At 59.3% G+C, this 13,492-nt stretch carries 10 protein-coding genes; 3 read left to right on the top strand and 7 right to left on the bottom strand.

Annotation, left to right across the window (positions count from 1 at the left end):
- Positions 1 to 28: 28 nt before the first annotated feature.
- From BVH74_RS06625 to BVH74_RS06615, 3 genes are all read right to left on the bottom strand, one after another.
- Complete coding sequence (locus BVH74_RS06625; RefSeq protein WP_080049301.1) at positions 29 to 589, bottom strand: lipid-binding SYLF domain-containing protein; 561 nt, start codon at positions 587 to 589, stop codon at positions 29 to 31.
- A gap of 134 nt (positions 590 to 723) precedes the next feature.
- Positions 724 to 1,587, bottom strand: coding sequence for a phosphate/phosphite/phosphonate ABC transporter substrate-binding protein (locus BVH74_RS06620; protein WP_177344515.1), 864 nt, complete (start codon positions 1,585 to 1,587; stop codon positions 724 to 726).
- Positions 1,584 to 3,905 (bottom strand): putative bifunctional diguanylate cyclase/phosphodiesterase, encoded by a 2,322-nt coding sequence (locus tag BVH74_RS06615; RefSeq protein ID WP_080049300.1) that lies wholly within the window; start codon positions 3,903 to 3,905, stop codon positions 1,584 to 1,586. The genes BVH74_RS06620 and BVH74_RS06615 overlap by 4 nt, the downstream gene beginning before the upstream one ends.
- A 162-nt stretch (positions 3,906 to 4,067) precedes the next feature.
- Here BVH74_RS06615 and hisN point away from each other — a divergent pair, with 162 nt between their 5' ends.
- Positions 4,068 to 4,868: a histidinol-phosphatase gene (gene hisN, locus BVH74_RS06610; RefSeq protein WP_080049299.1), complete on the top strand. Its 801-nt coding sequence runs from the start codon at positions 4,068 to 4,070 to the stop codon at positions 4,866 to 4,868.
- 48 nt (positions 4,869 to 4,916) lie between these two features.
- Here hisN and BVH74_RS06605 read toward each other — a convergent pair whose 3' ends face one another.
- Positions 4,917 to 5,624 carry a Crp/Fnr family transcriptional regulator gene (locus tag BVH74_RS06605; RefSeq protein ID WP_080049298.1) on the bottom strand — a complete coding sequence of 236 codons (708 nt, stop codon included), beginning with the start codon at positions 5,622 to 5,624 and terminating at the stop codon, positions 4,917 to 4,919.
- 159 nt (positions 5,625 to 5,783) lie between these two features.
- On the opposite strand from BVH74_RS06605, the gene BVH74_RS06600 reads away from it, so the two are divergent.
- Together BVH74_RS06600 and BVH74_RS06595 are read left to right on the top strand one after the other, a co-directional pair.
- Positions 5,784 to 7,451 (top strand): carboxylesterase/lipase family protein, encoded by a 1,668-nt coding sequence (locus BVH74_RS06600; protein ID WP_080049297.1) that lies wholly within the window; start codon positions 5,784 to 5,786, stop codon positions 7,449 to 7,451.
- Between the two features lie 167 nt (positions 7,452 to 7,618).
- Positions 7,619 to 9,628, top strand: a complete 2,010-nt coding sequence (locus BVH74_RS06595; RefSeq protein ID WP_080049296.1) for a peptidase U32 family protein — start codon at positions 7,619 to 7,621, stop codon at positions 9,626 to 9,628.
- A 52-nt stretch (positions 9,629 to 9,680) separates the two neighbouring features.
- Here BVH74_RS06595 and hutC read toward each other — a convergent pair whose 3' ends face one another.
- The 3 genes from hutC to hutH form a co-directional block, all read right to left on the bottom strand.
- Positions 9,681 to 10,394: a histidine utilization transcriptional repressor HutC gene (hutC, locus tag BVH74_RS06590; protein WP_080049295.1), complete on the bottom strand. Its 714-nt coding sequence runs from the start codon at positions 10,392 to 10,394 to the stop codon at positions 9,681 to 9,683.
- A gap of 159 nt (positions 10,395 to 10,553) precedes the next feature.
- Complete coding sequence (locus BVH74_RS06585) at positions 10,554 to 11,732, bottom strand: hypothetical protein (RefSeq protein ID WP_080049294.1); 1,179 nt, start codon at positions 11,730 to 11,732, stop codon at positions 10,554 to 10,556.
- A 217-nt stretch (positions 11,733 to 11,949) separates the two neighbouring features.
- Entirely contained in the window at positions 11,950 to 13,482 is a 1,533-nt protein-coding gene (gene hutH / locus BVH74_RS06580; RefSeq protein ID WP_080049293.1) for a histidine ammonia-lyase, read from the bottom strand.
- Positions 13,483 to 13,492: the final 10 nt, after the last annotated feature.

Raw genomic sequence — 13,492 nt, 5'->3', positions numbered from 1 at the left:
CCGGCGCGGACCACGCGCCGGCTCCAGCTCATCGGCGGATAGGCGAAATCTTGCTGCCCTCAAGGCTTAGCCCGGCCATCAGCCCCTGCTGATCGAAGATGAAGGCGTAGGCATCATCCTGCAGGGTGGTAGTCGACAACTGCCGGGCTACGCCCTCATCAACCATCACTACCGTCGGCCCGACACCCACTTCCCAGCCCCGGGATTCGCTCAGGTAGTTCACCGCATTATCGGTCATCAGAAACACCGCATAACCATAAGACTGCGCCCCGGCCTGCCAGCCCCAAGAGCCGCTGACCGAGTTGTAGTAACCCGCCACCTCACCGCCCTTGAACAATGTGCCCTCCCCATAACTGCCGCCGAACACCAGGCCCGCCTTGACGATATTGGGGAATACCAGCACCGCTTTGGCGCTGCGTGACAGGGTTTCAGCAACAGGGTTGGACTGATACAGCGATTGCAGAGCCTGCCGTGAGTCTCGCGCCAGGGTCTCGGCGTCGGCGGCAAGCGCCCGATTGAACAGGGCGCTGGAGAGTATGAGCATCAACGCCAGGGCAGCAAGCAGATGAAAACGAAGTACATGCGTCATTGTGATTGCCTCTATGTCCGTATGAAAGACTCGAGGTGGCTCCAGGCCAACGAGCCCGAAAACCTGGGCCATCCCTTGCAGCCAGGAAAGTATAGACAGTTAATTTCGGGAAGCCCGTCAGCCTGAGCCGCCTGTCACTCCTCAGCCAGTAGCTGGATTAGCGGCAGATAGTCTTCATGACTCACGGTTGTCAGCGCCGCAGCCTGTTGGCTGGCGAGAAACCCGCTCAAAGCCGGGTTGGCGCTCAACAACAGCTCCCGAATCGGTTGCTTCAGTTCCTCACACAAGCCAGCCCGAAACACAAAGGGGTCATAATGGATAGGCTGTGAGGACCACAGCACCCGCAGGGTATGTTCATCAAGCAAACCCCGGCGCAGATACTCGTCAGCTCGCGCGCTAGAAACAAAAGCCGCATCTACTCGCCCGGCCAGCAGTGCATCCAGCGACTTGTCATGAGAGCCGGTATATACCTGAGCGCCGAAAAAGCGGGCTAACCCAACCCCGACAGCATAAGGAAACTCGCGATTGGGAATAAGCGCTCCAGAGGTACTGGCCGGGTCGTTCAACGCCACCCGCAAACCGCGTGTTTGCGATAAGCCCTCGATACCACTGTCGCGGCGCACCAGTAACAGGGCCTGATAATAACCGCCGGCTGGCGTAAAGTACCCCTGATGCAGGGTTAGCGAAGCGAAGGCCTCGATATCAGGGTTACGTGCCCAGGCCAAAGCGTAGGACGCTGGACCAAGCACGGCCAGATCGACACCACCAGATACCACGGCATCAATCACGCTTTCATAGGAAGTGGCACGAAAAACCCGTACAGGCAGACTCAACTCCTGGCCAAGCAGAGTAATCAGCGGCTGGTACTCGGTGATCTGACGATCAATGTCCTTCTTTGGAATCATTGCCAGATGCAGGCTGTCCTGCGCACACGGAGACTCAGCAAAAGCTGGCCCCACCAGACACAACCAGAACATACAGAACAACATTCGGGTCATGACGGCACCTTTACCTTTTCAGCGTTGAAATCTTCCTCAAAGGCTGGCACAGCCTCGGCATCCATGGGCCGGCTGAAGTGATACCCCTGGGCCAGGTCGCAACCAGCCAGACGCAGATGCACCCGCTGCTCGCGAGTTTCCACTCCCTCAGCTACCACCTGCAACTTCAGGCGTTTGGCCAGGATGATCGTGGTTGAAACAATCAGGCTGTCATCATGGCTATTGGATAACTGCGCAATCAGGCTGCGGTCGATTTTCAGCCGAGTCAACGGCAATGCCTGCAAATGGGCAAAGCCAGCGTAGCCCTGACCAAAGTCATCCAGACTCACGCCAATCCCTGCCACACGCAACCGGTGCAGGTTGTCCAGCGCCGGGCTTTCGCGCTGCAGAATCGCGGTTTCGGTAATCTCCAACTCCAGTCTCTGTGCAGGCAAGGACAGGCCAGCAAGCAGCTCCAGCACCGTATCAGCAAACTCCGGCTGCGCCAGTTGCAATGCTGAAACATTGACCGCTACCGACGTTTCCAGTCCTGCCTCGTGCCACTGCGCCAGTTGTTCACAGGCCAGACGCAAAACCTCCTGCCCCAGAGACACAATGAATCCGCTGCGCTCAGCTACTGCAATAAAGCGGTCAGGGTAAAGCAGGCCATAGTGTGGATGCCGCCAGCGCACAAGAGCCTCATAGCCGTCGATACGGCCACTATCCAAATGCACCAGTGGCTGGAACTGCAGCACAAACTGATGAGAGCGCAACGCCTCGGCAAAGCCCTGCTCAAGATGAAATGCCTCGACATTGCCGGTATTGAGCGAGGCGTCATAAAAACGGTAACGGCCGCGCCCTGCACGTTTGGCCGAGTACATCGCAGCGTCGGCGTTGCGAATCAGACCATCGACGTCCTGGGCATCACGCGGACAAATGGCGATTCCTATGCTCGGGCTGGTGTTCAACTCGATATCGTCAAGCTGATAGGTCGATGACAAGCGTTCGGTAAGTGTCGCCACCCACTGGTCGATCTGCAGCTCGGTGCGCCCGCCAGCCAGTAGCACAACGAACTCGTCACCACCAAAACGGGCAGCCTGATCTCCAGGTTCCAACAGCCGCTGAATACGCCCGGCAACCGCCTGCAGCAACAGATCACCAATGCGATGACCAAGTGTGTCATTGATCGACTTGAAACGGTCAAGATCAATGAACAGTACCGCCAGCAAACGCCTGCGACTGCGCTGCTGAGCCAGAATCTCAGCAGCCACCTGAATGAACTGACGACGATTGAACAGGCCACTAAGATGATCTGTCGAGGCTGCCCGGCTGCTGCGGTCATGTTCCTTCTCCAACCGTTCGATCAATTGCCGGTTCTCTGCCGCCGAAGCCTGTAGGGCCTGATAGGCAATCTGTTGAGTACGCAGCATACGCAGTAGCCAGAGCAGAGAACCGGCGATGACCAGGCTGATCAGCAGACTCAACCAGCGCTGGCGCGCCACAGCGGCCTCGACTGGCGCGAGAATTTCAGCTTGCGACTGGCTGACCATTACCGTAAAGCCATGCTGTGGCATACGCCGATACATGCTCTGGTACCTAAGTCCGCCAAGAATCGTGGAGAACTGTCCTTGCAGCGAACCACGCGCCGGTAATGCCGGTTGCAGACGCGAAACGGCAAATTGCACGCCGCTGGAATCAGCCCGCATCCGCTCGTTGCCCGCGCCATCGAGCAGACGAATAAATCCCGTACGCCCCAAATCCAGATGCTGGTAAAGACTGGCCAGATAACCGATGTCCAGTTCAATCAGCAATAACATCTCCAGACGCTGACTCCTCGTATCAGCAACCGGCAACAGGATCGGCAAGCGCCAGCTCGGTCTCAACGCGGCATCTGGCTCCGCGGCCAACAGGAAGGGAGCCAACCCGAACTCACTGCGGTGAGCCTGCAACTGCTCACGCCAGTCAGAAGCCAACACTTCGGGACCTTGATCATGGCTGGCAAACAACAGCTCACCCTCGGAATTAAATGCAACCAGACGATTGAATACCGGGTCGCTGGCCAGCAATACCGCCAGCGGACGCGCCCGGCCCGCATCGATAACACCAGAGCGCGCCGCCTCTGAACCAAGAGCCCGGGCACGGTCGGTTATCTGTTTAAGATTTTCGGCAATAATGACTGCCAGATTGAGGTGCTCAGCCGCTTTCCAGTCCAGGCTTTGCTCACGCGCGCGCTGGTCGAGCATCCGGTAATGCGTCCAGACCAGTACGATAATCAGCAACCCCAACGCAAGCAGGACTGTCTGGATAACGCCAGGTGAAACAGGCAAACGACTGCGCATGCATGTCCATCCATAAAGCGGGTATGTGGCTCGGCAGCATGGTGGTCAACCAAGATGACACCATGATTACAAACGGCCATCATGCATTCATTTCCAGGCCCGTACCACCTGCCAGCAACAGCTCGTATAATCGGCAGGCCCCTTGATCACAGGACCTCCTTCATGTCGTTGAGCCAAGAACAACTCACACCTTATCTCGCCTTCGCCGGTCAGTTGGCCGACGCCGCAGCCCTGGCGATCCAACCCCACTTTCGCGCCCCGCTGGCGGTAACCGACAAGGGGGCCGGTCTCTATGACCCGGTTACCGTCGCCGATCAGGCTGCTGAGCGGGCCATGCGCGAGTTGATCCAGCAGCACTATCCCGAGCACGGGATCCTGGGTGAAGAGGAAGAGTCGTTCCGGGGCAGCTCCCCTCTGACCTGGGTACTCGACCCGATCGACGGCACCCGCGCATTCATTACCGGCCTGCCACTGTGGGGCACCCTGATCGCCCTCAACGACGGCCAGCGTCCGCGCCTGGGCATCATGAACCAGCCACATACCGGCGAGCGCTTCAGTGGCAATGGCCAGGCCGCCTGGCTCAATGGCCAGCCACTGCGCACCCGCACCTGCCCGTCACTGGCCCAGGCCCGGCTGATGTGCACCACGCCGGATATGTTCACCAGCGCCGCCGAGCATCAGGCCTTCCAGCACATTGCCGATCAGGTCCAGTTGCTGCGCTTTGGCGGCGACTGCTACGCCTACTGCATGCTGGCTGCCGGCCTGGTTGACGTGGTCATGGAAGCCAGCCTGCAACCCTATGATGTGCAAGCTCTGATTCCAATCGTTGAGGGCGCTGGCGGGCGCATGACCACCTGGGAGGGCGGCGATGCCCAACACGGTGGCCGGGTGATTGCCTGTGGCGATCCAGCCCTGCATGCGCTGGTACTGGAGCAGTTGCGGCAACTTGGTTCGATTGGCTGAGCAATCCGGGCTGCTACCTGCCTCGGCAGAAAGAGCAGCCCGGGAACCTCACAATACACTAACGGACTGCTGCAAGCGGCTCAGATCCAGGATCTCTACAGCTCCGCGCAAACGACGAATCAGGCCGGCCGCCTCCAACTCACGCAATGCCAGGTTAACCGTTTGTCTGGAAAGAGCCAGCATCGAGGCCAACTGCTCTTGGGTCACTCTAAGAACCCGTCGGCTGCGTCCTTGCAACGTGTCATAGCCGGTCGCCATCAAGGCGAGACGCCGGGCGACGCGGGGTTGTGGGGCCAATAGGAGCAGGTCTTCCATAAGAACAAAGGCGGAACGCAACTTTTGCGTTAACAACTGACCAAATATTTGCCAATAGGTCGGCTTCTCCGTCAGTAGTCTTGCCAACTCTTTTTGTGGAACATGCACCAGAACCACATCTGTTTCCGCCCAGGCATCATGGGTTCTGGGTGCATTGTCGAACAGAGCGATCTCACCGAACCAATGCGGCGCCCCCACTACTGCCAGAATGGCTTCTTGCCCGCCTTCCGTAATACCCGTCAACCGAAGCAGACCTGAACCTACACAATAAAGGCCATCAGGCGCATCACCCCGTGCAAAGAGTCGCTCTCCAGCAGCCAGACTGAAAAGACGGGAGTGAGCAACAAGCCAGTTTCTCAACTCATCAGGTAGCCCGGCAAACCAGGCATTGCCATTAAGCACCCCTGTGACATCAAGGGCTTCGACTGGCTGGCTTTGCATAACTTGCCCCTTGTGTCTGATCGCGTACAAAACACTCAAACATCAGTCGTGAAAATCTCTAGCGACACCTTGACCGATGGTCATGGCAACAAGTGATTCATAACAAAAACCGTACTTGCAGAAAACCAATTTACTGCAGGCTCTAGTCGAGACGCAAAAATGCTAACAACACGCTCTCAGCTTTCCCTACGCGGACTCTTTACCGTCCCACTGCTTTCCATAGCACTGAGTGGCTGTCTGTCAGGCTCAGGCAGCAGCTCAGCGCCAACCAATCCTGTCTCATTTGTCGTTCAAACAGAACAAGGCCCGGTACAGGGGGTTGATGAGAATGGTTTGCTCAGTTTCAAGGGCATCCCATATGCTGCCCCCCCAATCGGGGACATGCGCTTTTCCGCTCCTATACCAGCAGCGGACAGAGGCAACGCGGTACTGGTCGCAGACCGCTTTGGTCCAGACTGTCCACAGAATCCGGGCCTGTTTGAGCAAGGCCCCTTTAGCGAAGACTGCCTGTTTCTGAATGTCTACACTCCAGATCTCAACGGCAGCCACCCGGTCATGGTCTGGATCCATGGGGGTGCCTTTGAAACAGGGTCAGGCGGAGCGGCCTATAATCCCGAACGACTTGTTGAAAATGGCGTCACCGTAGTTACGTTGAATTACCGCCTTGGCCTGCTGGGTTTCATGGCTCATGTCGACTTGAGTGCAGAGTCTGGAGAATCCGGCAATTACGGCCTGATGGACCAGCAAGCCGCTCTTGCCTGGGTGCGCGCCAATATTGCCGAATTCGGAGGCGACGCTGAAAATATCACCATATTTGGCGAGTCCGCTGGCGGCCATGCCGTCCTGTCGCACCTGGTTTCACCTGCATCAGCAACTCTGTTTGACAAAGCCATCATCCAGAGTGGGTCGTATATGCCTGCACAGCGCAGCCTGCAGCAAGCAGAAACTCTCGGCGCAGAGGTGGCAGCTCTGGCAGGCTGTAAAGTTGATACAGCCAACTGCCTGAGAAGCCTGAGCCCAGAAGACATATTGCAAGCGCAGCAAGATGCCAAAGCAAGCGGCGGCCCTCTGAACTTTGGCCTGATACCAATCAGCTTCTTGCCGGTCACCGACACGGACACCCTGCCCCAATCGATTCAAAGCGCATTGGCCAGTGGCCAATTCAACGCAAAGCCAGTCTTGATTGGCAGCAACCTTGACGAGTGGCGATTTTATGTCGGCGTTGCCCTGCTTCGCGGTATCCCCGTCAACGAGCTCACCTATTCAGCCCTGATCCAGGCATCCACCGGAGCAGACAGCGCTACAGCCGAACTGTTGGCAGCAGCCTATCCACCAGAGACTTATGGCGGCGTCCCCTATGCCCTAAGCGCTCTGGGAACCGATGCGGTGTTTGCCTGCAACAGTCTGCAGCAAACCCGGCAGATAGCTGAGCACGTCACGACCTTTGCCTATGAGTTCAGCGATCGTAACGCTCCGCCCTTGTTACCTGAGGTACCTGATTTCGACTATGGCGCAGCCCATGCCTTCGAGCTGACCTATCTGTTCGCGGATCGCGACCTGTTGACGGAACTGAGCGCGACTTTGACCGGTGAGCAGTTGGCTCTGGCTCAAGCAATGATCGACTATTGGACAGCTTTTGCTAAAAACCATAATGGTGAGCTCAGCGCAGAAAATGCCCCCCTCTGGCCTGAGTTCATCCCAAGCAGTGGCGAACGATTGTTGAATCTCAACCCGGACGACCTCAATGAGCTCTCTGCCGCACTATTCGATACGACGCACCGATGTTCGAGATCTGGCTCGCTCAATAAGTTTGAGAGCAAGCGCTAGGTATACATCATTGAACAAACCACCGGTCGCAACCAGACCGGTGCTCCCTCACTACCCCAAAAACCCAAAGAAGCCTCACTCCGCAGATCAACCAATCATCACCACAATAATGCAGCGACAGAACTCCAAGGCTACAATGCGCGCTTTGCCAGCCTACGGTTATTGCCATGTCCCTGCCTGCCCACCATATCGAACTGCTCAGCCCGGCGCGTGATGCCGAGATTGCCCGCGAGGCCATTTTGCATGGCGCAGATGCGGTATATATCGGTGGGCCCGGCTTTGGTGCGCGGCACAACGCCGCCAACAGCGTTGCCGACATTGCCGCGCTGGTGCACTTTGCCCATCAGTACCATGCGCGGGTGTTCGTCACCCTCAACACCATCCTGCATGACGATGAGCTGGAGCCAGCGCGCCAGCTGATTCACCAGTTGTACGATGCCGGGGTCGATGCACTGATCGTGCAGGACATGGGGGTGATGGAACTGGACATCCCGCCGATCGAGATCCACGCCAGTACCCAGTGCGATATCCGCAGCCTGGAGAAGGCCCGCTTTCTTGGTCAGGCCGGCTTTTCCCAGCTGGTGCTGGCGCGCGAGCTGAGCCTGCAGCAGATCCGCGCAATTCATGAAGCAGTAGACACGCCGCTGGAGTTCTTCGTCCACGGTGCGCTGTGCGTGGCCTTTTCCGGCCAGTGCAACATTTCCCACGCGCAAACCGGGCGCAGCGCCAACCGCGGCGACTGCTCGCAGGCCTGCCGCCTGCCCTACACCCTGACCGACGAGCACGGCGGCGTTATCGCCTATGAAAAACACCTGCTGTCGATGAAGGACAACAACCAGACCGCCAACCTCGGCGCGCTGGTGGATGCCGGCATCCGCTCGTTCAAGATTGAGGGCCGCTACAAGGATGTCGGCTATGTGAAGAACATCACCGCCTGGTACCGCCAGCAACTGGATGCGGTGTTGGCCGAGCGCCCGCATCTGGCTCGCGCCTCTAGTGGCCGCAGTCAGCACTTCTTCATCCCCGACCCGGACAAGACCTTCCACCGCGGCAGCACCGATTATTTCGTCAATGCGCGCAAACTCGATATCGGCGCCTTCGACACCCCGACCTTCACCGGTCTGCCGGTCGGCGAGCTGCAACAGGTACGCAAGACCGATCTGCTGGTCAGCAGCCAGGAGCCGCTGAACAACGGCGATGGTCTCAATGTGCTGGTCAAGCGCGAGGTGGTCGGCTTTCGCGCCAATATCGCCGAACTGCTCAGCCAGCACCAGGACGAGGACGGCCAGCCGCGCTGGCACTACCGCATCGAACCCAACGAGCTGCCCGAGGCGCTGCGCCGTGCCCGCCCGGGTCAGACCCTGAGCCGCAACTTGGACCACAACTGGCAGCAGGCACTGTTGAAACCCTCAGCCGAACGCCGTGTCGGCCTGCACTGGGTACTCGGCGGCGATGCCAATGCCCTGCAGCTGAGCGCTCATAGCGAAGACGGAGTGACGGTCAGCCAGACACTGGAGGGTCCCGTTGAAGCAGCGCAGAACGCCGAGCGCGCGCGCAGCCAGATCGAGGATTTGCTGACCCAGCTGGGCAACACCCTGTACCACTGTGAGGGTATCGAGCTGGCGCTGGCAGAATTGCCCTTCGTGCCGCTGTCGCGCCTCAAGGCACTGCGTCGCGCGGTGATTGAGCAACTGGACTCCGCCCGCCTGAGCGCCCACCCGCGAGGTGGTCGCAAAGCCGTGAGCGAACCGCCACCGATCTACCCGGAATCGCACCTGAGCTTTCTGGCCAACGTTTACAACCATAAAGCGCGGGCCTTCTACCAGCGCTTCGGGGTCGAGCTGATCGATGCCGCCTTCGAGGCCCACGAGGAACTGGGCGAGGTGCCGGTGATGATCACCAAACACTGCCTGCGCTTCTCCTTCAACCTGTGCCCGAAACAGGCCAAGGGTGTGATCGGCGTGCGCAGCAACGCCAAGCCGATGAAGCTGGTGCACGACAACGAAGAACTGACTCTGAAGTTCGACTGCAAACCCTGCGAGATGCACGTGATCGGCAAGATCAAGGGCAACATCCTGCGCCAGCCGTTGCCGGGCAGTGGGGTGAATATTGTCGGATCGATTACCCCGGAAGAGTTGAAGAAGACGATTCAGCGGGGGCGATCAGTTGATCGCTGACTGACGTAGGGTGTCGCGGGGCGACCTAGGCTGTGCGCACCCTACGGGCTGGTCATCCCCGGTGTTTATACAGCGAACGCAGCTTATAGCGGTCACCGGGATGGATCAGCCGTGCATAGCTGACCAGATGGTCCTCCGACCAGGTGCGGCGGATCACGCTGAGACAGGGCATGCTCAACTCGATTTCGAGCAGCTCGGCGGTTCGCCCATCCACCAGCACCGCCTCCACCACATGCTCCACGTCCGAAATCGGGCAACTGGCCACCAGCACCTCGTTGGGTGTGTGCTGGGTGAAGTCGGTTTCCAGGTAATGCGGCACCCAGCGCGGGTTGACGAAGCGGTCCTCGAGCTGGATCGGCAGGCCGTCCTGCAGGTGCACCAGGATGCTATGGAACACCTCGGCACCCAGGCGCAGACCGAGACGCAGCGCCACCTCGTCGTCGGCTGCGATGGCCTCACAGCGGATCACCCGATTGCCGTAGACACAGCCACGGCCACGCACTTCGGCAGCGATGTTCATCACCTCGTGCAGCGGCGACTCGACCTTGCGGTCGGTGACGAAGGTGCCGAGCCCGGCCTGACGAACCAGGTAGCCCTTCTGCACCAGGTTCTGGATCGCCTTGTTGGCGGTCATGCGGCTGACACCGAAGTCACGCGCCAGCTGCTCTTCTGGCGGGATCTGGTGGTTGACCGGAAAAGCGCCGTTACGGATGCGCTCGAGCAGGTATTCCTCAATTGCCCGGTAGCGGGGGGTTGTGCTGATCACTGCGACTCCTTGGGTTGTACCCGAAGTGCAGATGATAGCCTCTCCTCTCGCCTGCGCGTAGGGACAACGGCGTGCGACTGCCACAATATGGGCACAAGCCGGGTGATCACCGGCCTGTACCTGTGAAGCGCTCAGCTCGCTGCTGACTGACTGACTGACTCAAAAATAGTAGCCGATATTGGCGTAGATCTGATTTTCCCACTGATTGCTGCCGCCAGCCCCTAGGCTTTGGGTGTAGCTGCTGCCGCCCAGATAGGGATCGTTCTTGCCATGCAGCCATTCCAGGGCAATCCACAGCTCCTTGAAGGAAAATGAGGTGCCCAAGATGAAACGCTCGGAATCCTTGAAGGAACTTTCCGACTTGTCGAAGCGGCTGTAGTTGCCGTACAGCTTCACCCCGGAAATCAGCCAGTAGCTGCCCGGCAGGTCGTAACTGAGGTCGGCCAAGTACAGGTTGCCCTTGGACGCCACGTTGAAGGTTCCGTCGAAGCTGCCGAAGGTCACCACCTTATCGGTACCGGCATTCTTCGGATCCATATGCTGCCGGGTGGCCTGCAACTGCACGCCCCAGGGACCGTTCTTGCCCAGATAATGCGCGGCGAATACCGAGCGCCGGCCATCCTTGCCGGTGTCCTGGTTCTCCAGGGTCGAGGTCAGCAAAGAGCCGCCGATTTCTGATGACCAACCGGCGATTGTGAGCTTGCGCGCCAGGCGCAGAACCAGCTTGTTCTTCTCGTCGTTGTCGCTGCCATCAACCACATAATCGTCGGCGGCGGCGACGTTGGTCGAGAAGGACTTTCCGCCGCGACTGGTGCCCTTCCACTGGCCACCATCGCTTGGGTAGAAACCGGCCTGGAGGTTCCAGTCAGCATCGTCCTTGATGTATTTAACGCCGAGGTTATGTACATCCTCCAGGCCGACAACGTTGCCCAGGCCCAGATAGAAGGTGCTGCCGTAATAGGGCAACAAACCAAAGGGCATCTGATTGATACCGACCTGAACTTGTTGCGACTCGTCAAACTTGTAACCTATCCAGGCCCAGGCCGGAAAAGATACGTCGCCAATACTATCGACATAATCATAGGGGTAAGAGCCGCCATAAAATCGATACTGCGCAGAACCGATCCAAGTATCCGAGTTGTAATTGACATCGATGCGAAATGTATCGAACGACAACTTCTGGATATCCCGATCCGGATCGTAGTCAAAGCGCGCCCGCAGTGCACCGCCGACGTCCAGATTATCGGTAACCGGCGCCGCGGCAACGCCTTGCGCGAACAACAGCGCGGCGAAAAACATATAGCTCGGTTGATATTTCTTATAATTGTTCAACAACATATTGCCACCCTCACTCGTTTGGTTTTATTTTTCACGGACACAACCCTGCTGCAATGCCATGCAACAGCTGGCACTCTTTTTAAACTTGGAGAACATCGCCCACTCTCTGGCGCCGCGCCGACAGCAGCGCGGTAGTTATTACGAATTAACTGGCTAAGTGCCGAACGAGTGGCTCAGGGAAGTTCTAAAAGACCATTTACCGTCACCCCGCGCCAAGCTATCCCGAGGGCAACAACCCGACTGGCAGCAATGGCGTCAGCACCCGCGCGGCCAGCAGGGCATCGGCCGCAGCGATGTCCGGGGCGAAGAAGCGGTCCTCGACGTAGTAGGGCACCTTAGCCCGCAACGCCTGGCGAGCCTGCTCCAGGGCCGGCGAACTCTTCAGCCCCTCGCGGAAATCCAGACCCTGGCAGGCGCCCAGCCATTCCACAGCGAGCACGCCGCGGGTGTTGGCGGCCATTTCCCACAGGCGCTTGCCTGCCGCCGGGGCCATGGACACGTGGTCTTCCTGGTTGGCCGAAGTGGGCAGGCTGTCGACGCTGTGCGGGTGTGCCAGCGCCTTGTTCTCGCTGGCCAGCGCCGCGGCGCTTACCTGAGCGATCATGAAACCGGAATTTACGCCGCCATTGGCCACCAGAAACGGCGGCAGCTGCGACATGTGCTTGTCCATCATCAGCGAGGTGCGCCGCTCGCTGAGCGAGCCTATCTCGGCGATGGCCAGGGCGATATTGTCGGCGGCCATGGCCACCGGTTCGGCATGGAAGTTACCGCCGGAGATCACGTCGCCCTCGGTGGCGAACACCAGCGGGTTGTCCGACACCGCGTTGGCCTCCACCGCCAGCACCTCGGCGGCCTGACGCAACTGAGTCAGGCAGGCGCCCATGACCTGCGGCTGACAGCGCAGCGAGTAGGGGTCCTGCACCTTGTCGCAGGCGGCGTGGGAGCGGCCGATCTCGCTGCTGTCGCCAAGCAGATGACGGAAGGCAGCCGCCGCGTCGATCTGCCCGCGCTGGCCGCGGGCAGCGTGGATGCGCGCATCGAAGGGCGCTCGCGAACCGAGCATGGCTTCGACGCTCAGCGCCCCGCAGACGCTGGCGGCGGCATACAGGTCTTCGGCTTCGAACAGCCCGCGCAGGGCATAGGCGGTGGACACCTGGGTGCCGTTGAGCAGGGCCAGACCCTCCTTGGCGGCCAGGCTCATCGGCTGCAAACCCGCGATGGCCAGCGCCTCTCTGGCAGGCAACCACTGGTCCTGGTGCCGCGCCTGGCTTTCGCCGAGCAGGATCAGCGACATATGCGCCAGCGGCGCCAGGTCGCCGGAGGCCCCCACTGAGCCTTTCAAAGGAATGAGCGGGTAGACCTCGGCGTTGACCAGGGCGATCAGCGCCTCGATCACCTGCCGACGGATACCAGAGAAGCCGCGTGCCAGGCTGTTGATCTTCAGCAGCATGATCAGCCGCACCATAGCGTCGTCCAGCGGCTCGCCGACGCCGGCGGCATGCGACAGCACCAGCGAACGCTGCAGCCTTTCCAGATCGTCGTTGGCGATACGGGTTTGCGCCAGCAGGCCGAAGCCGGTGTTGATGCCGTAGGCGGTACGACCCTCGGCGATGATCTGGTTGACGCAGGCGATGCTGGCATCGATGGCCGGATAGGCGCTGGCGTCCAGCGTCAGACACATGGGCGCCTGGTAGACGGCACGCAATTCGGCCAGAGTCAGTTGGCCGGGACAAATGTGGATAACTGGCATAGCTCGATTA

This window comes from Halopseudomonas phragmitis, assembly GCF_002056295.1.
Classification (GTDB): Bacteria; Pseudomonadota; Gammaproteobacteria; order Pseudomonadales; family Pseudomonadaceae; genus Halopseudomonas; species Halopseudomonas phragmitis.
The sequence above is the reverse complement of the archived record's forward strand: the minus strand, read 5'-3'. Positions and strand labels throughout refer to the sequence as shown.